Here is a 22,053-nt window from a genome sequence, read left to right as displayed (position 1 = left end):
AGAACGTTTGTTCTTATTATATGCCGAACATACGTTTTTAATCAATGGTAATTATGAGTAATTTTAATCCCCTTTTAACTGCTGTAGTACATTTTCAAGTTTTTGCTCCTCGACTCCTTGACGAATGTCACGAAATGGATTGCCAATTTTTTTTATACGTTCCAAAACAGAATGAATAGAAAATAAGTCTGGCTTTAAAGAGTCACATACTTCCTCCCAAATTAATGGAGTGGCAACAAAACCATATTCGTTTCCTCTAGTAGAATATGGAGCGATAATCGTTTTTCCTTCGTGATGTTGAACATAATCCAAATATAATTTGTTATAACGATTTTTTTTTAGGCGCTCGGTGGTAAACCATTTTGGTTCCTGCTCACATAAAAAATCGCAAACAAACTTTGTAAACACGCGGGTATCATCATAAGAATACTTATTCAAAGGCAATGGAATATAAATCTGTAACCCCTTACCACCAGAAGTTTTAATAAAAGAAGGAAGTTCAAAGTGATCGAATATAGCCTTCATTCTTAATGCTGCTTCAACTGCTAAGGAAAACTCGTGAACAGAAGGAGGATCAAGGTCAAATACTATTTCAGTCGGTTTAGTTGTGTAGATAGGCTGGAAAGGTATATGAAATTCTAATGCAAGCTGATTTCCAAGCCAAAGTAATGATTCCAAATCATTACACATCACGTAACGGTTATCCTCTATCTGTTCTGTTTTAATGAAATTTGGAACATTATCAGGGAAATTTTTTTGATAAAAACTTTCTCCAGGAACTCCATGCGGATACCGAATGACCGTAAGCTGGCGGTCACTTAAAAAAGGAAGAATAAAAGAGGAAATATTTTGTAAATAAAACAAATAATCATCTTTTTGAAGACCATTAGCTGGCCAAATCGGTTTATCTGGGTGAGTAATTGTAACCTTTTCTGGCAAAGGGAATAGTTGTCTTTGCATTTGTTGCCACTGACATTCATGTGGCTCCTTTTCAAAGCTAAATCGATGGAATCTTGGTTCTCTTAAACTTTTTCCATCAAAATCTATACATGCGATATCCACGCATATCGAAGGTTCTATTTCCCAAATGTTTTTATTTACCTTCTTTCCATTGGATTGAAATAGGGTTGCCAATGTTTTTAACTCTTCTTCTTTTAGTCCATGAAGAAACGTAACTATTTCTACAAGTTCCTCATTCAAGTAAACAGCACCATGAAAAAAATTATTACTTTTATCAAATTTGGTTAGAATCACACTCACAAATTTCCAGTTTTTTATTTTCAACCAGTTACCGGTGCGCTTCTCACTAATCCACGTACTATTTTTTCTCTTTGCTATTAACCCTTCTCCATTATTCACTACTATTTGATTCCATAAGCTTTCATTATCCATGTAAACATCTATTGCTTGCAGTCGCTGTACATTTTCATAATTTATGGAAAGAGGAAGATTTAGCTTCTGAAATAGATTTTTCAATTGCTGTTTTCGCTTTGTAAGAGAAAGACCGAATTGACCTTCTCCTTTTTTAACAAGAAGATCAAAAGCAACATAATGACATGGGAACCGTTGTACATGGTTTTGAATGACATCTTCGTTACGCATTCTTCCTCTCAATTGGACAACAGAAAAGTTACTATTAAAATTATTCGTTAAATGAACCAACTCGCCATCGAGTGTTAAAGGCAAGTAAGACTGAATTTGTTCATAAATTTCATGACAATAATTAATAATCTCCGGAAACATCAGGTTAAGTATTTTCCCATTTCTACTTTTTAGTATTGGTTCACTTTCCCATTCTAAAATGCATCGAAAACCATCATATTTTGGTTCATATAACCAGTCTTTTCCTACTGGAATTTCCGTTGCATCTGTTAAAAGCATAGGTTTCAACATTTTCACCCGCATTTTCTTTTTACCTAGCTTTTGAACAATTAGCCATCCTAATACATAAAAATGGTCAAAAGATTGCATAGTAAGAAGAAAAAGAAAAAGTGGTGAATGCACATGCATACAGTTTGGAAAGGAAGTATTAGCTTTGGCTTAGTTAATATTCCGATTAAGCTTCACACTGCAACGGAAAATAAAGATATTAAATTAAGACAACTTCATAAGGAATGCCATACACCTATCAGTTATCAAAAAGTTTGTGAAGGGTGTAAACAAGAAGTAAAAAGTGAAGATATCGTAAAAGCATATGAGTACTCCAAGAATAAATTTGTTATTTTGGATGAAGAAGAACTGGAGAAATTAAGAAAAGAAAATGAGGATAAAGCAGTAGAAATAATCGACTTCGTAAAATTGGAGGAAATAGATCCTATTTACTTTGAACGTAGTTATTTCATGGCTCCAGATAGCGGAGGAGGAAAAGCCTACTCCCTTTTAAGAAAGGCTTTACTTGAGTCAGGAAAAATTGGCATAGCCAAAATCATTATTAGATCCAAGGAGCAGTTAGCGGTAGTCCGAGTGTATAAAGAGACATTAATGATGGAAACTATTCATTTTCCAGATGAAGTTAGAAGCACTCTAGACGTTCCAAATATCCCTAGCGAACAAGACGTTGTGCAACGAGAACTCGAGACGGCTCTATTATTGGTCGATCAGTTAACAACAGCATTCGATCCTGAAAAGTACACAGATGACTATCGTACCGCACTAATGGAGTTAATTGAAGAAAAGAAAACAGGCAATCAAATAGTAACAGCAACAGATGAAAAACAACCAGTTGCCCCTTCCAATGTGACAGATTTAATGTCCGCGCTACAAGCTTCCCTTGATAAAACGAAAAAGAAAAAGCCTGCAACAAGAAAGAGAACAACAAAAGCAAAAACTTTAGCGTGAATAATTGAACTTATTTAAACACACTTTATGATGAATCGATTAAATTTTGAAACGAGGGTAAATAAAGAATGTATTATTACAAAGAAGAACTAATTAATATAATTACACCAGACAAACCTGATCCACAAGCAGCAAGAGTTTTACAAGAAATACTTGGTGGACATTATGGTGAAATGAGAACGATGATGCAATACTTTTTCCAAAGTTCCAATTTTAGAGGAAAAGAAACACAATTTCGCGACCTGCTTCGAGGTGTTTTCTTGGAAGAAATCGCCCATGTAGAACTTGTACAAAATACAATAAATCAGTTATTAAATGACTCAGGTGAATCTGCAATTCCAGGAAACGCTGGAATGGATAATGCCCCACTAGATGATGCTGTAAGACATGCAAACCCGCATCATTTTATTGTTGGAGCACAAGCTTCTCTACCAGTAGATGCAGCCGGAAATCCATGGAACGGTTCTTGGGTGTATGCACACGGCAATCTAATTGCCGATTTATTAAATAATGTAGTACTGGAATCAACAGGAGTACTACAAAAGACTCGAATTTACGAAATGAGTTCGAACAAAACCTTCCGGGAAACGCTCGCTTTTTTAATCGTACGAGATAATGCACATCAAAATGCTTTTGCAAAAGCTTTAGAAACACTGGGTGTAGATTGGGGAAAAATTTTCCCGATTCCTAATTACGATATTAACAAGTATCCAGAATGTAAAAAGTATGTGGATATGGGATTCCATAATTCCCAATTTAATTTTAGACTGGATCCGACTAGAATAGCTGAAATATTTCAGGGACAATCACCAAGTAGAAATGATGGAACTCTTGCGGTTACAGATCCTCCTCAAGGATACCCAGTGCCACTAATGCCAGATATGCCAAATGAGCATAGCCCTGGATTGTCGGATATGAATAATTAAGGATGAAAAAACCGCAAAGTCTAATCTTTGCGGTTTTAAATATTCTCTACCTATTCCCTTTCTTCATTTTATCTTCATAAAAGACACTAAAATTTGGGTCTACTACTCCTATATTTAAATATCTAGCCTTATAATCTCGAAGTAATTCAAAGAATTTTTTACTAAGTATTAATATAACAACTAAGTTTACAAATGTCGGAATGGCAGTTGTTATGTCTGCAAAATACCAAACTGCTTTTCCTGGGAGATTATACATTACAGCGTAAATAACCATCAATGATCCAGGAATTGGATACAGCCACTTGAAAAGGGTTAGAATTTTATATTTTAGCGTAACCTTTTTCTCGTCTTTAAACACGTGTCTCAATAAGATTTCATAGTACGTATACCATCCGGTAGAAGTTGTTAGCCCGAATAAGAAAATTGATATGGTGATAATATAACGACCGAATTCACCGATTCCAATTTCAAAAGCAGACAATGTTAATGCAGCACCATCTAAGCCAGACGACCAAACTCCCGTAATGATGATTGTAAAAGCTGTAATCGAACAAACAATAATCGTATCAACAAAAACTTCTACTGCTCCCCACATACCTTGTTTAATAGGATGATCCGTTTTCGCTGTAGAGTGAATCATTGGAGAAGTTCCCCAGCCAGCTTCATTACTATACACGGCACGCGCTACACCCATACGGATTACTTGAGCAATAGCCGCACCAGTAAAACCGCCGACAGCTGCCATCCCAGAAAATGCACTGTCAAATATTAAACCAAAGACAGGAATGATTTCGGAGTAATTTTTGAAAATAATAAATAGACCCGCAATAACATAAAACAAACACATGAAAGGCACAAGTAAAGAGGCAATTTCACCAATACGCTTGATGCCACCGTAAATGATGATATAAATAATTGTTAAATAGATAAGAGAAGCGGGAATCATACCAATATTAAACGACGAGCTCAATGCTTCAGAAATCGTATAATTTTGAAGCGTAATAAAAAACGTTGTAAAGATTCCAAAACCAAAGAGAATGGCGGGCACTTTCCAATATTTAAATTTCTTTTCTTCACCAAGCCCTTTTTCCATGTAATAGGTTGGACCGCCATACGGATTTCCTTTTTCATCTGTGTTGCGATAGTAAACAGATAATGTTACTTCTACGGTTTTCGTAATCATACCAAGAAGTGCTGTGATCCACATCCAAAAGACCGCTCCAGGACCACCAATTGCGATGGCTGTAGCAACTCCCCCTATATTTCCAACTCCAACACTTCCGCCAATTGCTGTACTTACGGCTTGAAATGGAGTTAATATTCCTTTCGAATCTTTCGACTTGTCTCGCTTTGAAAATACTTTACCGAAGGTAGATTTAAAGATATGAGGTAAATACCCGAACTGGAATAGCTTGCTCCCAATGGTGAAATATAATCCAACAAATAAAACAGTGAAAATTAGCGGTAATCCCCATAGCCATCCAACAATTGTTTCAAGTACAGCGTCCATATTCAATTTCCTCCCTTATTTTTTAGTTACTTTCTTAGTTAATTAGTTCGTTATTTCGGTATTTAATTTCTCCGCCTATTACTGTCATTTCTACTTTTGTAGTCAACAACTCATCAGCACTTTTCATACGAAATGGGTCTTGTGAGAGTACCGTCATATCACATAGTTTTCCTCTTTCAAGTGTTCCCTTCTCATATTCCTCGTTTGTTGCATAAGCACCTCCTAGAGTAAAAAGTTGAATCGCTTCATACATGGACAATTTCTCTTGTACATTATATCCATCGTGAGTCTCTTCTCTTTTCTTGCGTGTCACAGCTGCATGAATTCCTAACAATGGATTTAACGGTTCGATTGGTGCATCTGAACCACCTGCACACAATACCCCGTTTTGTAAAAGTGTTTTAAATGGATAAGCAAACTTAGCTCTGTATTCACCTAATCTATCTATAATCCATGGGTAATCACTTGTTACAAACTTTGGTTGTACATCCGAAATTCGATTTGAACCTTTTAGTCTTTCCATCAATACTTCATTTAAAATAGATACATGAATGAGTCTATCTCTAAATCTAGTTGGTTCGAATAAATCTAAACTATCTAAAACATTTTTTAAAGCTAAGTCACCAATAGCATGTATGGCAACAGGCATATTATTTTCTCGGATATCTTTAATAATTTGAAAAAGTTCATCATTATCATACATCGCATTTCCAAAGTTATTTCCATCATCTTCATAGGGCTGAGAAAGTAGAGCAGTTCTGCCGCCTAATGCACCATCTGCAAAAAGCTTGATTGCTCCGATCATCACTTTATTATTTCCATAACCTGTAAACATATTGGATGCTTTTAATTCTTCTAAATAATCATAGTCCATTAAAAGATTACTTCTTGGACCGATACCTTCTTTATTTACAAGCTCATTGAATAGTTTGTAGGTTTGAATTGCACCTCCTAAATAATTTGGGTCATTTGTGTGTATGCTTGTTAAACCAAGGCTAACTGCATCTTGTAGTGCATTTTTTAAGGCATCTTTTAACTGTGAAAAACTTTTTTGGGGTATATGTTTTGTAATGAGGGTTGAAGCAGTTTCAAGCAATAAGCTAGTAGGTTTACTGCTTGAAGGATCTGTTACGATAGTGCCACCGTACGGAACGAACATATCGGTATGATATCCACAGAGTGAAAGGGCACGACTGTTTACTAAAAATGCGTGTCCACATATTCGAGGTAAAAAAAGCGGAAAGTAAGGAGCAACATAGTCCAGTTCTTGTATGGAAGGAATTCGTTTATCCGGAAAAATATTTTCATCCCATCCACGTCCTAATATCCATTCCCCTGGCAATAATGTGCTTGCTTTTTTCTTAATTGCAGCTAGTAGCTCATCTTTCGATTTTATGCCAATAAGATTAAGCTCTAGAGAATTAATCCCTACACTTGAAATATGAAGATGACTGTCAATCAAACCTGGGATTATAGTTTTTTCTTCCATGTTAATAATGGGTGTTCCTTTTCTCCCCCATTGAAGAATCATATCTTCGTGTGCTCCCATATCTAAAATTCTTTCATTATCAACAACAATAGACTGGACAGTAGGTTTAGAAGTATTCATTGTGTAGAAAGTACCGTTTGTATAAATTGCCTTCAAAATATTTACCCCTCTCTCTTATTAAAATAGAAGTAATTTATGTTAGTAAACTAATAGGATAGAAAGAAAATATTGCTATTGCTTTAATTNTCTGTACATTGTATTGAAAATATATGAATGATTAGAAGAAAGTAGAACGCCTAATAAATATCATAAAATTATAAGAATATAAAAAAGCACCTCTATGAGATGCTCGTTTGTCCTTAATATTGTATATGCCAATTTAATTCGTCCGCAATTTGTTTGTACGATTTATTCTCTTTGTATTTCATTCGAGAAATTTGATAATTTAACCCCTTCAGCATGCTTGTTTTGTTTTCTTTCTCACTCTTTATTTCTAAATAAAAATCATGCATCTTTTGTAGCCTACTTTTTTTGTTTTGTAAGTTCTGAATGTTTCTTACTTGTGTAGTATGGAAAATTTCCTGGCTGTTCATCACTGTGAATAACAGCTTATTTTCTTCTCTCCAAACCTCTAAATCCTCATCAATTTGTAGCAAATGCTTTTCAATAGTATCGATTTTTCTACATAGATCCACATAATTTGTGATTGTATCCATTCAAGTTCCCCCAATCCCGATTATGTATAAATATTCTATATACATTTTTTTGCATAGGCGAAAATGGAAGGCTAAATCAACGGATTACACAGTTAAAAAACTACAAAAAATAAAAAAGCGTTCGAGACGTTGATATAACAACCATCTTAAACGCTTTTTCATGTTATTAGGTTAAAACACACAGAAAATGTCCCAGGAGAGATTCGAACTCCCGACCGACGCCTTAGAAGGGCGTTGCTCTATCCAGCTGAGCTACTGAGACAATATTACCTGCCTATCCAAATAGTAGGAAGACAATATATATTATCTGAGATTTTCTATATAATGTCAAGAATAAATTTTGATAATTATTGAATTGTTTCTTTAAATGAATTTCTACCTGAATAGACCTTGATTACGCTAACATTAAGATTCCGTATGGAGTCCTCGTTGAGCTTTATCTTTCCATCTATTTGTTGTTTTTTCCAAGTCTTTACTTTTTTCTGTAAACCTGTTCAGACAGTCGGTAAATATCAATATCATTTATTAAGCCCTCTTTATATGTTTCGTTTATCTCTTTTTTCACTTGCTTAATAACACCCTTTCGAATTTCTTCAGATGTTATATTTCCTTGAAAGACACTAACATCTACATTCACACTTACATTGATATCAAATTTCACTATATCATTATTGACTATTGGATCTACTTTTACTTTAATATCATCTAATATTACAGTCTATAGTTTTCCACTTGAGGTTTTAAATTGACCTTTAATCCAGCCATCTCTCCCTACAACTTGCAAAATTGGTGGAAGGATCGTCACATGATTTTTTAACCCGATAACAGTCATCGAAAGAAAAATGATGTGTAATATACTAATTTGTCCGACACTAATTCCCTTCACTTTAAAACCTTCTATCATAAGTTGGTATTGCATAGTTTTGACAATAAAACAAAGTATTATAAGTAAAGTTATTGAAATAGAATAGAGATTGCATAGAATTCATATTCCATTGAATATATTAGACACAAAAAAACCTCCTAATCAAATTTGATTAGAAGGTAGTTTCGTTTCAATATTTAGTAGGGATATTTGGTTAGGTTCGAATCCTGACCGTTTACCCCTATTTGTCTAAACATTGATATATCATGGTTTGGATTATTAATGTTTACGTCCCAGGAGAGATTCGAACTCCCGACCGACGCCTTAGAAGGGCGTTGCTCTATCCAGCTGAGCTACTGAGACAAGAACTCCCCCACCACACAGATAGGAAAGACAAGATTTATTATATAATCTATTTTGAATTAAGTCAACGCTATTTCACTAAAACTTAAAAATTATATTTTCAATAATAATATGCTCGGAGGAATAGAAAAATACATTCCACCCATCTTTATGCTTTTCAACAATAGCATAGCTTTTTTCTTTACGGCCACGTGGCTTATGTAAGCTGCCGGGATTCACAAAAAGAATGCCCTTGTTTATTTCTGCACCAATCAAATGAGAATGACCAAAGCACACAATGGAAGCATTTAATTCTTGTGCACGATAACTCAGTGGCATAAGCGTAGATTTCACTCTATGCTTATGCCCATGAGTAACATACACAATTTCATCTCCCACTTTAAACACATGTTCCTCCGGAAATTGTAAATCAAAATCACAGTTCCCTCGAACAACATAAATTGGTTTATCTGCAAAGTATGAAAAGTCCAGTTCACTATCTCCACAATGGATGATCGTATCAACTTCATGGTGATGTTGGATAACTTCTTCCATTGTTTTTGTATCCTGATGAGTATCACTGATAATTAATAACTTCATTCTACTACCTATTCGCCCTTCAATAACTCAGGTAGCTTGACCGACAATTTTTTAATTGCATTACCTCTATGAGAAATTGCACCTTTTTCTTCTCCAGATAATTCAGCCATCATCCTATTTTCAGATGGAACATAAAAAATTGGATCATATCCAAACCCATTGCTTCCTTTTCTTTCTCTTGCAATAACACCTTCACAAGTCCCTCTTACTGTTATTGGTTCAATTGAAGGGGAAGCAACTGCAATAGCACAAACAAATCTTGCTGTTCGGTTTGAATCAGCCACGTTTTCAAGCTCTTTTAACACTTTAACGATATTTGCTTCATCACTTTTTTCTTCTCCTGCGTATCGTGCAGAATAGATGCCTGGACGTCCGTCTAACGCATCAATTTCTAATCCGCTATCATCAGCTATGACAATCGTTTGTAAACGCTCTGCTAGGGCTGTCGCCTTTAACAATGCATTTTCTTCAAATGTAGTGCCAGTTTCTTCTACATCCATATCTTCCGCAACATCATGCAAAGTTAAGACTTCATAGCCAAGTGGTCCAAATAGTGCTTCAAAATCTTTTGCTTTTCCTTTGTTTTTTGTTGCAATAATAATTTTTTTCATTCTAACACCTGACCTTTATCACCGATTTTATTGGCCAACTCTCCAAGTGCATTTCGTTGAACACTCATTAGTTGTTGAATACCAATCTCTCCAAACTCAAGCAGTTCCAATAACTCTTTTTTCGAAAAAGTTGCTTCTTCCCCAGTGCCTTGTAGTTCCACATACTCTCCACTACTTGTTTGAACAATGTTCATATCCACCGCTGCTGAAGAATCTTCCTCGTAGTTTAAATCTAATACAACACCAACATTATCAATAATTCCAACACTTGTCGCTGCTAAATAATGACGCACAGGAAATACTGGCAAGTTCTTTTCTTCATACAATTTACCAAGTGCAATCGTTAAAGCAACAAATGCTCCTGTTATACTAGCTGTTCTAGTTCCTCCGTCCGCTTGGATAACATCACAATCAATCCAAATAGTTTTTTCACCAATACTTTCTAGGTCGACTACCGAACGCAACGCTCGTCCTATTAGACGTTGTATTTCCATCGTACGACCTGTTACTTTACCTTTTGATGCTTCTCGTTGTGTACGAGATTGCGTAGCTCGTGGAAGCATAGAATATTCTGCAGTAATCCAGCCCTTACCTTGTCCTCTTAAAAAAGGTGGCACTCTATCTTCGATCGTTGCGTTACAAATGACCTTTGTTCGTCCAACTGTTATTAATACGGAGCCTTCTGGATGAATTAAATAATTTGTTTCTATTTGTATATCCCTTAGTTGATCTACATTTCTACCATCAGTTCTTGTTGTCATATACTTCTCCTTTTTTATTACTCATCAAGCAAAATAAGACCCCGCTATTCGAGGATTCTCAAGTTAACAGGGTCATGTAAATGAAATTGTTCTTACATCCGCATTTTGCAGTACTAACCACTTCTCGACAATTGTCTTAAAGATTGGAATAGAGCCAGTTGTATAGAATATTGGCTGCTTGTTACCCGAAAGTGGATTATGCATTTGATGATAATCCAAGTACTCTAATACTTCCTGTGCTGTTTCCTCTGCCGAGGAAAGCACCTTTACCTGAGGGCCAACAGCTTCCTCTATGTATTTTTGTAATAAAGGGTAATGTGTACATCCAAGGATGACCGTATCAAATTGTTCATTTTGCAATGGTAATAACGTGTTAAATACCATGTTACGGGCAAATTCCCCTTCATACTCATTGCTTTCCACAAGAGGCACGAAAGTAGGGCATGCAAGCGGTATAACTTTACTCGATGAATTCAGAGCAGTTATAGCCTCTTCATAAGCCCCACTTTTTATTGTACCGCTTGTACCTAAGACTACAATTTCATTTTTTTTTGTAGCTTTCATCGCCGCACGTGCGCCTGGAAAAATAACACCAATTACTGGAAAGGGCATTTTTTTGCTTAAAGAATCAAGTGCAACGGCCGTTGCTGTATTACAAGCAATGACCAGCATTTTAATGTTCATTTTAGATAAGGCAGTTGCTAATTGCCATGTAAACTTACGTACTTCTCCGCTTGAACGCGGTCCATATGGACATCTTGCAGTATCACCAATATAAATAATTTCTTCATTCGGCAAAAGTCGCATAATTTCTTTTGCGACTGTTAAACCGCCAACTCCAGAGTCTATAACGCCAATCGGGGCTTTCACTTTTAATTCCTCAGTTCTTTTTCATCTCTTGATGTAATTTTTCTAATAATGTAGATAGATTTGCTACTTCGTCTTTGTTAAATTGTTTTAGTATGTCTTCTAAATAATTTTGTCTTTTAGCTATTACTTCTTCAATGATACGTTCGCCTTCTTTTAATAAATGTATTCGCACTACACGACGATCTTGATCATCTCTAATTCTTTGAACCAGTTCGCTTCTTTCCATCCGGTCGATTAAATCGGTCGTTGTACTAAAAGCTAAATACATTTTATTTGATAAATCGCCAATTGTCATATCTCCTTGCTCCAAGAGCCATTGAAGTGCCACAAACTGTGGGGGAGTTATTGTATAGGCATTTAAAATTTGACGCCCTTTTTGCTTGATGATGCCCGATATATGTCTAAGTTCTTTTTCTAAAAAAGCAACCTCTTGATGATCATGGTGTGCATTTTTTGTTTCATCTGCCATTTAATCCTTCACTCCTCAAAACATTACGTTCTATTTATTATTGTGACGTGTTCTGAGGAAAATGGCAAGGATTCTAATTAATTCAACGATAGTTCACCTAATCGTAATAATTCGACAATCGCTTGTGACCTACCCGATACTCCTAATTTTTGTATCGTATTGGAAATATGATTTCTTACTGTTTTTTCACTTATAGATAACTGTACAGATATTTCTTTTGTAGAATAATCCTCTACTAATAACTGAAATATTTGACGTTCCCTGCTCGTCAGTATTGATCGATGCTGATTACTATCATACAATGCCATAGCCCCCCTATCCACTCTTCTACTAACGTATGTAGCATGGGGAAAGTAGGTGACGGCTAGTGATGCCTACTTATTAAAAACTTTTAATTTTTCTTCGGACCATTTTGATCCTTTTCCTGTTTTTTTATCAATTTGTACCATCGTACCTCTTCCAGTGAAGACGATTTCCTGCTTCACATTTTTAGCCATATAATGGATATCTATGGATGAAGAACCTACAGAATTGATTTTCACATAAATCCGAAGCTTTTCATCGAAAAACACTTGTCTCAAGTAATCGCATTGCAAATCAGCAACAACTGGGATGGTTTCATTAGTAGGGTTTAGCCAATCATTCATTAACTTTATATGTTTTAGAAACTCAATACGTGCATACTCAAAATACGCAAAAGTCACCGTATTATTTAAATGTCCGAACATATCTGTTTCTGAAAAACGAACACTTACTTCTGAATAAAAAGTAAATTCCTGCTCCCAACTTTTTATATCTTCTATGTAACTAGCTCTCATATAAACCATCCTCCTAATAACTGAATATTAATTCATTTATTATAGCAAAAAAATAAAAAATCTGCATAGAATACTAAATTCTACACAGATTTTACTTTATAGTGCTCTTAGAAAACGATTTCTACAATTAATCGACCATGTGATCGCTTCCGAAGAAGTTTTTGAACATTTGAACAGTTGTATCACGGTTTAAAGCTGCAATGGATGTTGTTAACGGAATACCTTTTGGACATGCAACTACACAGTTTTGTGCGTTACCACAGTTTGCAAGGCCTCCGTCTCCCATAATTGCGTTTAATCTTTCATCCTTGTTCATAGAACCTGTTGGGTGAGCGTTAAATAAACGTACTTGTGAAAGTGGTGCTGGTCCAATAAAGTTAGAACCGCTATTAACATTAGGACAAGCTTCCAAACAAACACCACAAGTCATACATTTAGATAATTCATACGCCCACTGACGCTTACGTTCCGGCATACGAGGACCTTCTCCAAGTTCGTATGATCCATCAATTGGAACCCATGCTTTTACTTTTTTCAAAGAATCAAACATACGAGTTCTATCAACTTGAAGGTCACGAACTACTGGGAATGTTTTCATTGGTGCCAAACGAATAGGTTGAGTCAATTGATCAACAAGTGCTGAACATGATTGACGTGGCTTATCATTTATAACCATTGAACAAGCTCCGCATACTTCCTCTAGACAGTTCATATCCCATGTTACTGGAGACGTCGCTTTTCCATCAGCATTGACTGGATTTTGACGAATTTCCATTAAGGCAGAGATAACGTTCATATTAGGACGATAGTTCACTTCGAACTTTTCCCAATACGGTGTAGATTCAGGAGTATCTTGGCGGAGAATCTCAAAAGCAACTTTTTTTGTTTCTGTCGCTGTAACCATTTTTATTTTTCTCCTTTCGTAGAAGAATAATCACGTTTACGAGGTGGAACAAGTGATACATCTACTTCTTCATAATAAATAACAGGAGCACCAGTAGCTGGATCAAACTTAGCCATTGTTGTTTTCAAGAATTCCTCATCATTACGTTCTGGGAAATCTGGTTTGTAATGTGCTCCACGACTTTCATTACGTTTTAGTGCACCTATCGTAATAACGCGTGCTAAGTATAGCATATTTTTTAATTGACGAGTAAATGAAGCGCCTTGGTTTGACCATTTTTGCGTATCATCCATATTGATATTCTCGTAGCGCTCTAGTAATTCTTGGATTTTTTTATCGGTAGCTTCAAGTTTGTCATTGTAACGTACAACCGTTACATTATCAGTCATCCACTCACCTAACTCTTTATGAAGTAAGTAAGCATTTTCAGTACCTTTCATCGCTAACGTTTTATCCCATTTCTCTTGCTCAAGTTGAACCTCTGCATCGAAAATAGTAGAATCCATATCTTCTGCATGAGAATCAAGATTTCTCATATATTTAACTGCATTAGGACCAGCTACACTTCCACCAAATACAGCAGAAAGTAATGAGTTAGCTCCTAAACGGTTAGCACCATGTTGTGAATAATCACATTCACCTGCAGCAAATAAACCAGGAATATTAGTCATTTGATCTTCATCAACCCAAAGTCCGCCCATAGAGTAATGAACAGCTGGGAAGATTTTCATTGGAACTTTACGAGGGTCATCACCAGTGAATTTTTCGTAAATTTCAATGATACCACCAAGTTTAACATCTAGTTCATGAGGATCTTTATGTGAAAGATCTAAGTAAACCATGTTTTCGCCATTAATACCTAGTTTTTGGTTAACACATACGTCGAAAATTTCACGTGTTGCAATATCACGTGGAACTAGATTTCCGTAGGCAGGATATTTCTCTTCAAGGAAGTACCAAGGTTTACCGTCTTTGTAAGTCCAAATACGTCCACCTTCACCACGTGCAGATTCTGACATTAATCGTAGTTTATCATCACCAGGTATTGCAGTAGGATGAATTTGTATAAATTCCCCGTTTGAATAATATGCACCTTGTTGATAAACGATAGAAGCTGCAGAACCAGTGTTAATAATAGAGTTAGTTGTTTTACCAAAGATAATACCAGGACCACCAGTAGCCATGATAACAGCATCTCCACGGAAAGCACGAATTTCCATAGTTTTAAGGTTTTGTGCTTTAATACCGCGACAAACACCTTCGCTATCTTTAATTATTCCAAGGAATTCCCATCCTTCGAATTTTGTAACAAGACCGTCTACCTCGAAACGACGTACTTGCTCGTCCAAAGCATATAGAAGTTGTTGACCAGTCGTTGCACCAGCAAACGCTGTACGGTGCATCAATGTACCACCAAAACGACGGAAGTCTAATAATCCTTCAGGTGTACGGTTAAACATTACACCCATACGATCAAATAAATTTATAATTCCAGGTGCAGCATCAGTCATTGCTTTTACTGGACCTTGGTTTGCTAAGAAGTCTCCGCCATAAACAGTGTCATCTAAATGTACTGCTGGTGAATCTCCTTCACCTTTTGTATTTACAGCCCCGTTAATACCGCCTTGTGCACAAACAGAGTGTGAGCGTTTTACAGGAACTAATGAAAATAGATCTACATGCGTACCATCTTCGGCCGCTTTCATTGTTGCCATTAATCCGGCTAATCCACCACCGACAACAATAAGTTTACTTTTTGCCATGTCAATCTCACTCCTCATTTTAATAGTAGTTGAACGTGTAGAAGGATCTTATACGAACGCAAGAAGAGCTTGTACACCAACTACAGATAACGCTAGGAAGATTATTAATGTTACATAAGTAACAATTTGTTGTGATTTTGCAGATTGAGTAATTCCCCAGCTTACAAGGAATGACCAAATACCATTTGCTAAGTGGAAGGTAGCAGAAATTACACCTACTATATAGAAGCCTAACATCCATGGGTTTGATAAAATTTCAACCATCATGTTAAAATTAACTTCTTTCGCTCCAATAGCTGCTTGGAATCTTGTTTCAAATACATGCCAAGCGATGAATACAACAAGAAAGATTCCAGTGAAACGTTGTAAAATGAACAAATAATTACGAAGTGTTCCAAAGTTTTTCGGATTATTTTTTGCAGTAAATGCAATATAAACCCCGTAAAATGCATGGAACATCAACGGTAAGTAAATTACAAAGACTTCCAAGAATAATAAGAATGGAAGACTCTCCATAAAGTGTGTTGCCCCATTAAATGCTTCTGGTCCTTTAGTAGCAAAATGGTTAATGATCAAATGTTGCGTCAAAAACAATCCAACAGGAATAATTCCTAATAGTGAATGTAGTCGGCGCCAGTAAAATTCGCGATCTTTCGACAAAACAGTTACCCCCCTCAGATTTACAATTGACGCAATGATTACTATTGTAATAGAACAATAGGATTCATTCCGTACTCACATCATCATGTTTCGAATTTATGACATATCCATTGTACTCTCAACACTCTAGAGCGTCAAGATTTCTTTCCCACTATTCAAAATGTAAAATGATTCATTTCCCTATAATGATTAGACTATTTTTTCACATACTATATACCCTTACCAAGTGAAATTTTTTTATGATAAAATAAACTAGATTATTAGAATTTAGCTTAGAAAGAAGGGTTGCTACTTGGATGAAAAGGAACATTCACATGTAACTTCCTTTGGATATGAATTAATACGCGATCACGTTCTTGCTTCTATTCTCGGAAAACATGAAAAAGATATTCTATATTGGGCAGGGAAAGACCTAGCCCGCAAATTTCCCCTATATTCGATGGAAGAGGCCTCCTCTTTCTTTCAAGAAGCAGGTTGGGGAATTTTAGTTTTAGAAAAAACGACAAAAGATTCCGCTTTTTATACTTTACAAACCTTAAATTTGCCACAAAGCGGGAAAGGCAGAAGTCATCGATTAGAAGCTGGTTTTTTAGCTGAACAACAGCAGAAAATTGGTGGTTATTTAACAGAATGCTATGACGAACAGCAAAAGAAAAATGGAATCGTCACTTTTCAAGTTAAATGGGACTTAAAAACTACTATTTTATAATGATGCAAAAAAGCAATGTACAAAAAAACCGTACATTGCTTTTTTGTTTGTTATGCAAACTCTAAACCAAATTCATTGTGTAAGGCATTAGCCGCTGAAATCATATCCGTTTGAGGTACGACGACAGATACTTTTATTTCTGATGTGCTTACCATCTTCACAGGAATATTTTCTTTTCGAAGACGATCGAACATTTGGGCAGCAACACCGGGATTAGAAACCATACCCGAGCCAACGATCGAGACTTTTGCCAGACCTACTTCAAAGTCAGCAAATGTAAAGCCAAGATTTTGTTTATTGGATTCCAACACCGTAATCGCTTCCGCTAATGATTCTTTTTTGATAGAAAATGAAACTGCTGGTTTTACACCGTCCACTATCGACTGCACGATTATATCAACATCTATATGATTTGCTGCAAGTGTCGTAAATATAGAAGCTAAAGACCCATTAAACGGTACTTCATATTCGATTGTTAAACGGACTATATCGGATTCAAAAGCAACTCCTCGAACAACTAAATTATTTTCCACATCGACTTCCTCCTTTAAAATTGTACCCTCTTCCTCACTAAAACTTGGGCGTACACGTAATGGTATCTTGTAGTTTTTTGCAAATTCAACTGCTCTTGGATGTAATACACCTGCACCTAAGTTGGCAAGTTCTAACATTTCATCATATTCAAGTTGCTCCAGTTTCCGGGCATTTTTGATATATCGGGGATCTGAAGTATATATTCCATCTACATCTGTGTAGATATCACAAATTTCTGCCCCGATAGAAGCTGCAATTGCCACTGCGGAGGTATCTGAGCCACCTCTACCGAGCGTTGTAATGTCTCCCTGTGTGGAAATACCTTGAAAACCTGCAACAATCACTACCTTATCTTCCGAAAGATTGTCCAAAATTTTGGAAGGATCGAGCGTAAGGATTTTGGCATTTCTATGTACATCATCTGTCTGTAATCCTGCTTGCCATCCAGTTAAAGAAATTGCATCTATTCCTAAAGTACTTAATTTGATGGCCAATAGAGACATGGTGATCTGTTCTCCTGTTGATAGAAGCATATCCATTTCCCTTTTTGATGGTGCATCCGATAACTCGTTCGCCAAATCCACTAGTTCATCTGTAGATTTTCCCATAGCTGAGACAACTACTACAACCTCATTACCTTTTTCTTTCTCCATTTGAATTCTTCTAGCAACGTTAGCAATTTTTTCTGTAGTGGCAACGGAAGTACCACCAAATTTCATTACGATTTTACTCATGAACATCTTCTCCCTTATTTCATTATCTATCAATGCAACCGCCTATGTTTGCATCATAATAAGGCGCTGGAGTTGGGACGATAACTGAATAAAAAAAGCTTCTCACATATTGTGAAAAGCTTTGTCCCATACACGGTCAAAAGAATTGTCCATGTGAGATAGCCCTCCAGAATATTGCATTCTGACAATTCTACATTTATTAAATGCAGAACCAACATAAGAAAAGGAAAAGCTTTTCTATGTTTCGGCGAACGACCCTTTCCTCAACCATCACAGGATCTTTTCATCCTTCTGCTGAGTACTCTTGTCAATTCGCACCTCTATCTTCACTTAAAGTGAATATTAAATTGTTTCAACCATAACATAAGACTATTCAGAAGACAATAACTTTTTCTGAAAATGAGCGATCATTATATCTGCTAACTTTTCAGGAAGCCCTGCCTCCATGAATTCTTCTTTACTAGCCGCTTGCATTTTCTTAATGGAACCAAAATGCTTTAATAATAATGTCTTTCTCTTTGGCCCAATTCCTTCGATACCATCTAATGAAGAAGCAATTGTATGTTTTCCACGCTGTTGTCGATGAAATGTAATTGCAAAACGATGTACTTCATCTTGTATTCGCTGTAATAGGTAAAACGCTTCACTTGTTCGTTTCATCGCTATAATTTCCATGGGATCTCCAAATAGCAACTGGGAAGTTTGATGTTTTCCATCTTTCGCAAGACCTGCAATAGGAATATCTAATCCTAATTCATCTTCGATAACCTCTCGTGCAGCCTCTATTTGACCTTTTCCACCATCAATAATGATTAAATCAGGCAAAGGCAAGTTTTCTTTTAAAACTCTTGTGTATCTTCTTCTTACTACTTCACGCATCGCTCCATAATCATCATGTTTGGCAGCTGTTCTTGTTTTATATTTTCGATAATCTTTTTTATATGCTCTACCATCAACAAAAACAACCATTGCTGATACTGCATCCGTTCCATGTATATGCGAATTATCAAAAGCTTCAATTCGACTTGGAATTGCGATACCCATTAAGTCGCCTAATTCTTCTACAGCACCAATAGTACGTTCTTCTTGTCTCTCAATAAGATGAAATTTCTCATTCAAAGCCAACACTGCATTTTTCTCTGCGAGATCTACTAAATTCTTTTTGGTTCCTTTTTGAGGTATTATAACTTTCATTTCTAGTAATTCAGTTGCTAAATGCAAATCTGTACTATTTGGCACAAAAATTTCTCTTGGCTTGATATGTTCGGGTTTTGCATAAAACTGACCTAAAAATGTTAGAAACTCTTCCTCTGGATCACGATAAATAGGAAATAAAGAAACATCCCTTTCGATTAACTTCCCTTGTCGAACAAAGAATACTTGGACACACATCCACCCTTTGTCAACGAAATACCCAAATACATCTCGACTAGTAAAGTCATTCATTGTCATTTTTTGTTTTTCCATCACTTGTTCAATATGAGATATTTGATCTCGATATTCCTTAGCACGCTCAAATTCTAAGCTTTCGGCAGCAGCATTCATTTTTTCCGTCAGATTATTCTTCACAGTTGTATGTCCGCCATTTAAGAAGCTAGATATCTCTTGAATTATTTCGTTATAAGTGGATTCCTCTATTTTTTTCACGCATGGTGCTAGACATTGTCCCATGTGATAATATAGGCAAACACGATTAGGCATTTTCTGACATTTACGTAATGGATATAATCTGTCCAATAGCTTTTTTGTTTCATGAGCGGCGTGAGAATTAGGATAGGGGCCAAAATATTTCCCTTTATCTTTTTTAACCTGTCTTGTAATAATAAGTTTAGGGTTCTTTTCAGCTGTAATTTTAATGTATGGGTACGTCTTATCGTCCTTTAGCATGATATTATACTTTGGGTCATGTTTTTTAATAAGATGAAGCTCGAGTATTAATGCTTCTAATTCAGACGATGTAACGATATATTCGAAGTCAACTATTTCTTGAACAAGTCTTTGGGTTTTTCCATCGTGAGATCCAGTAAAATAAGAACGCACACGATTTTTTAGTATCTTAGCTTTACCGACATAAATAATAGTACCTTGTCGATCCTTCATTAAATAACAACCAGGTTGATCTGGTAAAATTGCACACTTCTGTTGAATCAAATCATTCATATTATCACCTGTTTAAAAAAACCGGGCACCATTCAGGACACCCGGTTTAATATTATGCGTTTTTTTCTACAAATTGAACTAATGCTTCTTTTGGTTGGAAACCAACTGCTTTGTCTACTGGTTGCCCATCTTTAAATAATACTAAAGTTGGTATAGACATAATGCCAAATTGACTTGCAGTTGCTTGGTTTTCATCTACATCTACTTTTACGATTTTTACTTTATCGCTCATTTCAGCATCCATTTCTTCTAAAACAGGAGCAATCATTTTACAAGGGCCACACCATGTTGCCCAAAAATCTACTAATACTAATCCTTTTTCCACTTCTTGAGAGAAGGTTTGATCTGTTCCGTGAACTATTGCCATAAAAAAATTCCTCCTTTGGTTAACTATAGATAGATTATAGCAGACTCATATTGCTACTTCTACATATTAGCTTACACCTGTTGAAGCATTTGATTTTCGAAGCTTACCAGTCGCTTTTAGCGGGAGATCGAGGAGCCTCCAAACAACATATAGAAAATCGTTGAAAAGGCGATACTCCCTGCGGTAAGAGCGTTAGTCGAAGACCCTGGAACGTAGCGAGGAGGTAGAGGTAACCCCTGCGGAAAGGGAGTCATTTCAACGAATTTCTTATTTATTGGACAACCCCAGGGGTGTCATCTTACTCCCTTACTCTCCTACAAGCAAAAGCTCGGCTCCAAAGAGAGCCGAGCAATTTTTTAAGCGTTTACTTTTAACTTCTTAAATTCCTCTGTAAGCATTGGAATTACTTCAAATAAATCTCCTACAATACCATAGTCAGCTACTTTGAAAATATTCGCTTCTGGATCTTTATTGATCGCAACAATAATTTTCGAGTTAGACATACCTGCTAAATGTTGGATAGCTCCTGAAATACCTGCTGCTATATAAAGGTCTGGGGTAACAACTTTTCCTGTTTGACCAATTTGCAGTGAATAGTCACAATAGTCCGCGTCACAAGCTCCACGAGATGCTCCAACTGCCCCACCTAAAACGTCTGCAAGCTCTTTTAAAGGCGCGAAACCTTCTTCACTCTTCACACCACGTCCACCAGCAACAACCACTTTTGCCTCTGATAAGTCAACACCTTCAGTAGATTTACGAACTACTTCTTTAATAATAGTTCGTAGATTCGTAATATCAACAGATAAGGAAGAAACATCTACTGATTTACTATCATCTTTTGCAAGTGGTGCAATATTATTTGGACGGATCGTAATAAATTCAATTCCTTCTTTTACTTTAACCTTTTCAAATGCTTTACCAGAATAAATTGGGCGAACAAATACTGCTGAATCACCTTCACCCTCAATTGATGTAACATCCGATACTAAGCCAACTTGTAATTTACTAGCAATTTTCGGTGATAAATCTTTACCTAATGCAGTATGTCCAAAAACAATAGCTTCTGGTTGCTCTTGGTCAATTACAGCAAGTAATGCTTGCCCGTAGCCATCAGAAGTATATTGTTTTAAATGAGGATGTTCTACAGTGATAACGCGGTCTGCTCCAAATTTTCCTAATTCACCAGCAAAATCCTTCACTGAATCTCCTAAGAGAACACTAACTACTTCTCCGCCACTTGAAATTTGTTTTGCAGCGGCAATTGCTTCGTATGATACATTACGTAAAGCACCTTCACGTGCTTCTCCTAATACTAATACTTTTTTAGACATGTTTATTTCCTCCTATTTTAAATATAAATTCGTTCATAATCAGTTCTCCACATAAATGTGGAAGCTTCTGAAG

At 36.1% G+C, this 22,053-nt stretch carries 23 protein-coding genes, 2 tRNA genes and 1 riboswitch; of the genes, 3 read left to right on the top strand and 22 right to left on the bottom strand.

The window, feature by feature from the left end; all coding sequences use genetic code 11:
- Nucleotides 1–63: 63 nt before the first annotated feature.
- Nucleotides 64–1,890, bottom strand: a complete 1,827-nt coding sequence (locus AN959_RS13795) for a DNA ligase D (RefSeq protein WP_056832083.1) — start codon at nt 1,888–1,890, stop codon at nt 64–66.
- A gap of 114 nt (nt 1,891–2,004) precedes the next feature.
- Here AN959_RS13795 and AN959_RS13790 point away from each other — a divergent pair, with 114 nt between their 5' ends.
- Entirely contained in the window at nt 2,005–2,838 is an 834-nt protein-coding gene (locus tag AN959_RS13790; protein WP_056831503.1) for a Ku protein, read from the top strand.
- 68 nt (nt 2,839–2,906) lie between these two features.
- On the top strand, nt 2,907–3,764 hold the full coding sequence (locus AN959_RS13785; RefSeq protein ID WP_056831500.1) for a manganese catalase family protein: 858 nt from the start codon (nt 2,907–2,909) through the stop codon (nt 3,762–3,764).
- A gap of 46 nt (nt 3,765–3,810) precedes the next feature.
- Here AN959_RS13785 and AN959_RS13780 read toward each other — a convergent pair whose 3' ends face one another.
- The 17 genes from AN959_RS13780 to AN959_RS13710 form a co-directional block, all read right to left on the bottom strand.
- Nucleotides 3,811–5,274, bottom strand: coding sequence for a sodium:alanine symporter family protein (locus tag AN959_RS13780; RefSeq protein ID WP_056831499.1), 1,464 nt, complete (start codon nt 5,272–5,274; stop codon nt 3,811–3,813).
- Nucleotides 5,275–5,308: 34 nt separating this feature from the next.
- The gene (locus AN959_RS13775) at nt 5,309–6,919 is read right to left on the bottom strand and encodes an amidohydrolase (RefSeq protein ID WP_371256560.1); all 1,611 of its coding nucleotides are present in this window, start codon (nt 6,917–6,919) and stop codon (nt 5,309–5,311) included.
- Nucleotides 6,920–7,122: 203 nt separating this feature from the next.
- Nucleotides 7,123–7,479, bottom strand: a complete 357-nt coding sequence (locus tag AN959_RS13770) for a hypothetical protein (protein WP_056831497.1) — start codon at nt 7,477–7,479, stop codon at nt 7,123–7,125.
- Between the two features lie 188 nt (nt 7,480–7,667).
- Nucleotides 7,668–7,741, bottom strand: a tRNA-Arg gene (locus AN959_RS13765).
- 210 nt (nt 7,742–7,951) lie between these two features.
- Nucleotides 7,952–8,179: a Ger(x)C family spore germination C-terminal domain-containing protein gene (locus tag AN959_RS22035; RefSeq protein ID WP_371256567.1), complete on the bottom strand. Its 228-nt coding sequence runs from the start codon at nt 8,177–8,179 to the stop codon at nt 7,952–7,954.
- An 18-nt stretch (nt 8,180–8,197) separates the two neighbouring features.
- Entirely contained in the window at nt 8,198–8,365 is a 168-nt protein-coding gene (locus tag AN959_RS20745; protein WP_172794374.1) for a hypothetical protein, read from the bottom strand.
- Between the two features lie 268 nt (nt 8,366–8,633).
- A tRNA-Arg gene (locus AN959_RS13760) sits at nt 8,634–8,707 on the bottom strand.
- Nucleotides 8,708–8,785: 78 nt separating this feature from the next.
- The gene (locus AN959_RS13755) at nt 8,786–9,286 is read right to left on the bottom strand and encodes a metallophosphoesterase family protein (protein ID WP_056831495.1); all 501 of its coding nucleotides are present in this window, start codon (nt 9,284–9,286) and stop codon (nt 8,786–8,788) included.
- A gap of 8 nt (nt 9,287–9,294) precedes the next feature.
- On the bottom strand, nt 9,295–9,897 hold the full coding sequence (locus tag AN959_RS13750; protein WP_056831493.1) for an XTP/dITP diphosphatase: 603 nt from the start codon (nt 9,895–9,897) through the stop codon (nt 9,295–9,297).
- Nucleotides 9,894–10,658 (bottom strand): ribonuclease PH, encoded by a 765-nt coding sequence (rph, locus tag AN959_RS13745; RefSeq protein WP_056831492.1) that lies wholly within the window; start codon nt 10,656–10,658, stop codon nt 9,894–9,896. Before rph ends, AN959_RS13750 begins: the two co-directional genes overlap by 4 nt.
- Nucleotides 10,659–10,730: 72 nt before the next feature.
- Nucleotides 10,731–11,528 (bottom strand): glutamate racemase, encoded by a 798-nt coding sequence (gene racE, locus AN959_RS13740; protein WP_056831489.1) that lies wholly within the window; start codon nt 11,526–11,528, stop codon nt 10,731–10,733.
- Between the two features lie 10 nt (nt 11,529–11,538).
- On the bottom strand, nt 11,539–11,997 hold the full coding sequence (locus AN959_RS13735; RefSeq protein WP_053588715.1) for a MarR family winged helix-turn-helix transcriptional regulator: 459 nt from the start codon (nt 11,995–11,997) through the stop codon (nt 11,539–11,541).
- 77 nt (nt 11,998–12,074) lie between these two features.
- A complete protein-coding gene (locus AN959_RS13730) occupies nt 12,075–12,305 on the bottom strand; it encodes a LuxR C-terminal-related transcriptional regulator (RefSeq protein ID WP_053588714.1) in 231 nt (76 codons plus the stop codon).
- Nucleotides 12,306–12,371: 66 nt separating this feature from the next.
- Nucleotides 12,372–12,815 carry a thioesterase family protein gene (locus AN959_RS13725; protein WP_053588713.1) on the bottom strand — a complete coding sequence of 148 codons (444 nt, stop codon included), beginning with the start codon at nt 12,813–12,815 and terminating at the stop codon, nt 12,372–12,374.
- Between the two features lie 127 nt (nt 12,816–12,942).
- Nucleotides 12,943–13,719 carry a succinate dehydrogenase iron-sulfur subunit gene (gene sdhB / locus AN959_RS13720; RefSeq protein WP_053588712.1) on the bottom strand — a complete coding sequence of 259 codons (777 nt, stop codon included), beginning with the start codon at nt 13,717–13,719 and terminating at the stop codon, nt 12,943–12,945.
- Between the two features lie 2 nt (nt 13,720–13,721).
- Nucleotides 13,722–15,482: a succinate dehydrogenase flavoprotein subunit gene (gene sdhA, locus AN959_RS13715; RefSeq protein WP_056831487.1), complete on the bottom strand. Its 1,761-nt coding sequence runs from the start codon at nt 15,480–15,482 to the stop codon at nt 13,722–13,724.
- Nucleotides 15,483–15,530: 48 nt separating this feature from the next.
- A complete protein-coding gene (locus AN959_RS13710; RefSeq protein WP_053588710.1) occupies nt 15,531–16,142 on the bottom strand; it encodes a succinate dehydrogenase cytochrome b558 subunit in 612 nt (203 codons plus the stop codon).
- Nucleotides 16,143–16,434: 292 nt separating this feature from the next.
- Between AN959_RS13710 and AN959_RS13705 the strand changes: the two genes are divergently transcribed.
- Nucleotides 16,435–16,851 (top strand): YslB family protein, encoded by a 417-nt coding sequence (locus AN959_RS13705; RefSeq protein WP_053588709.1) that lies wholly within the window; start codon nt 16,435–16,437, stop codon nt 16,849–16,851.
- A 50-nt stretch (nt 16,852–16,901) separates the two neighbouring features.
- On the opposite strand, the gene AN959_RS13700 is transcribed toward AN959_RS13705, so the two are convergent.
- From AN959_RS13700 to AN959_RS13685, 4 genes are all read right to left on the bottom strand, one after another.
- The gene (locus AN959_RS13700; RefSeq protein ID WP_056831485.1) at nt 16,902–18,119 is read right to left on the bottom strand and encodes an aspartate kinase; all 1,218 of its coding nucleotides are present in this window, start codon (nt 18,117–18,119) and stop codon (nt 16,902–16,904) included.
- Between the two features lie 151 nt (nt 18,120–18,270).
- A riboswitch (Lysine riboswitch) is annotated at nt 18,271–18,450 on the bottom strand.
- 38 nt (nt 18,451–18,488) lie between these two features.
- Complete coding sequence (gene uvrC / locus AN959_RS13695) at nt 18,489–20,279, bottom strand: excinuclease ABC subunit UvrC (protein ID WP_056831483.1); 1,791 nt, start codon at nt 20,277–20,279, stop codon at nt 18,489–18,491.
- A 52-nt stretch (nt 20,280–20,331) separates the two neighbouring features.
- Nucleotides 20,332–20,646: a thioredoxin gene (gene trxA, locus AN959_RS13690; RefSeq protein WP_053588706.1), complete on the bottom strand. Its 315-nt coding sequence runs from the start codon at nt 20,644–20,646 to the stop codon at nt 20,332–20,334.
- 356 nt (nt 20,647–21,002) lie between these two features.
- On the bottom strand, nt 21,003–21,980 hold the full coding sequence (locus AN959_RS13685; protein WP_056831481.1) for an electron transfer flavoprotein subunit alpha/FixB family protein: 978 nt from the start codon (nt 21,978–21,980) through the stop codon (nt 21,003–21,005).
- Nucleotides 21,981–22,053: the final 73 nt, after the last annotated feature.

The organism is Psychrobacillus sp. FJAT-21963, from assembly GCF_001420585.1.
Taxonomy (GTDB): Bacteria; Bacillota; Bacilli; order Bacillales_A; family Planococcaceae; genus Psychrobacillus.
This window is presented reverse-complemented; position numbering and strand designations above follow the sequence as displayed.

What these genes read in the sequence shown, in the direction of transcription:
- AN959_RS13790 (WP_056831503.1), top strand. Translation starts at nt 2,005, where the DNA reads ATGCATACAGTTTGGAAAGGAAGTATTAGCTTTGGCTTAGTTAATATT.
- AN959_RS13785 (WP_056831500.1), top strand. Translation starts at nt 2,907, where the DNA reads ATGTATTATTACAAAGAAGAACTAATTAATATAATTACACCAGACAAA.
- AN959_RS13780 (WP_056831499.1), bottom strand. Translation starts at nt 5,274, where the DNA reads ATGGACGCTGTACTTGAAACAATTGTTGGATGGCTATGGGGATTACCG.
- AN959_RS13770 (WP_056831497.1), bottom strand. Translation starts at nt 7,479, where the DNA reads ATGGATACAATCACAAATTATGTGGATCTATGTAGAAAAATCGATACT.
- AN959_RS13755 (WP_056831495.1), bottom strand. Translation starts at nt 9,286, where the DNA reads ATGAAGTTATTAATTATCAGTGATACTCATCAGGATACAAAAACAATG.
- AN959_RS13750 (WP_056831493.1), bottom strand. Translation starts at nt 9,897, where the DNA reads ATGAAAAAAATTATTATTGCAACAAAAAACAAAGGAAAAGCAAAAGAT.
- rph (WP_056831492.1), bottom strand. Translation starts at nt 10,658, where the DNA reads ATGACAACAAGAACTGATGGTAGAAATGTAGATCAACTAAGGGATATA.
- AN959_RS13735 (WP_053588715.1), bottom strand. Translation starts at nt 11,997, where the DNA reads ATGGCAGATGAAACAAAAAATGCACACCATGATCATCAAGAGGTTGCT.
- AN959_RS13730 (WP_053588714.1), bottom strand. Translation starts at nt 12,305, where the DNA reads ATGGCATTGTATGATAGTAATCAGCATCGATCAATACTGACGAGCAGG.
- AN959_RS13725 (WP_053588713.1), bottom strand. Translation starts at nt 12,815, where the DNA reads ATGAGAGCTAGTTACATAGAAGATATAAAAAGTTGGGAGCAGGAATTT.
- sdhB (WP_053588712.1), bottom strand. Translation starts at nt 13,719, where the DNA reads ATGGTTACAGCGACAGAAACAAAAAAAGTTGCTTTTGAGATTCTCCGC.
- sdhA (WP_056831487.1), bottom strand. Translation starts at nt 15,482, where the DNA reads ATGGCAAAAAGTAAACTTATTGTTGTCGGTGGTGGATTAGCCGGATTA.
- AN959_RS13700 (WP_056831485.1), bottom strand. Translation starts at nt 18,119, where the DNA reads ATGAGTAAAATCGTAATGAAATTTGGTGGTACTTCCGTTGCCACTACA.
- uvrC (WP_056831483.1), bottom strand. Translation starts at nt 20,279, where the DNA reads ATGAATGATTTGATTCAACAGAAGTGTGCAATTTTACCAGATCAACCT.
- trxA (WP_053588706.1), bottom strand. Translation starts at nt 20,646, where the DNA reads ATGGCAATAGTTCACGGAACAGATCAAACCTTCTCTCAAGAAGTGGAA.
- AN959_RS13685 (WP_056831481.1), bottom strand. Translation starts at nt 21,980, where the DNA reads ATGTCTAAAAAAGTATTAGTATTAGGAGAAGCACGTGAAGGTGCTTTA.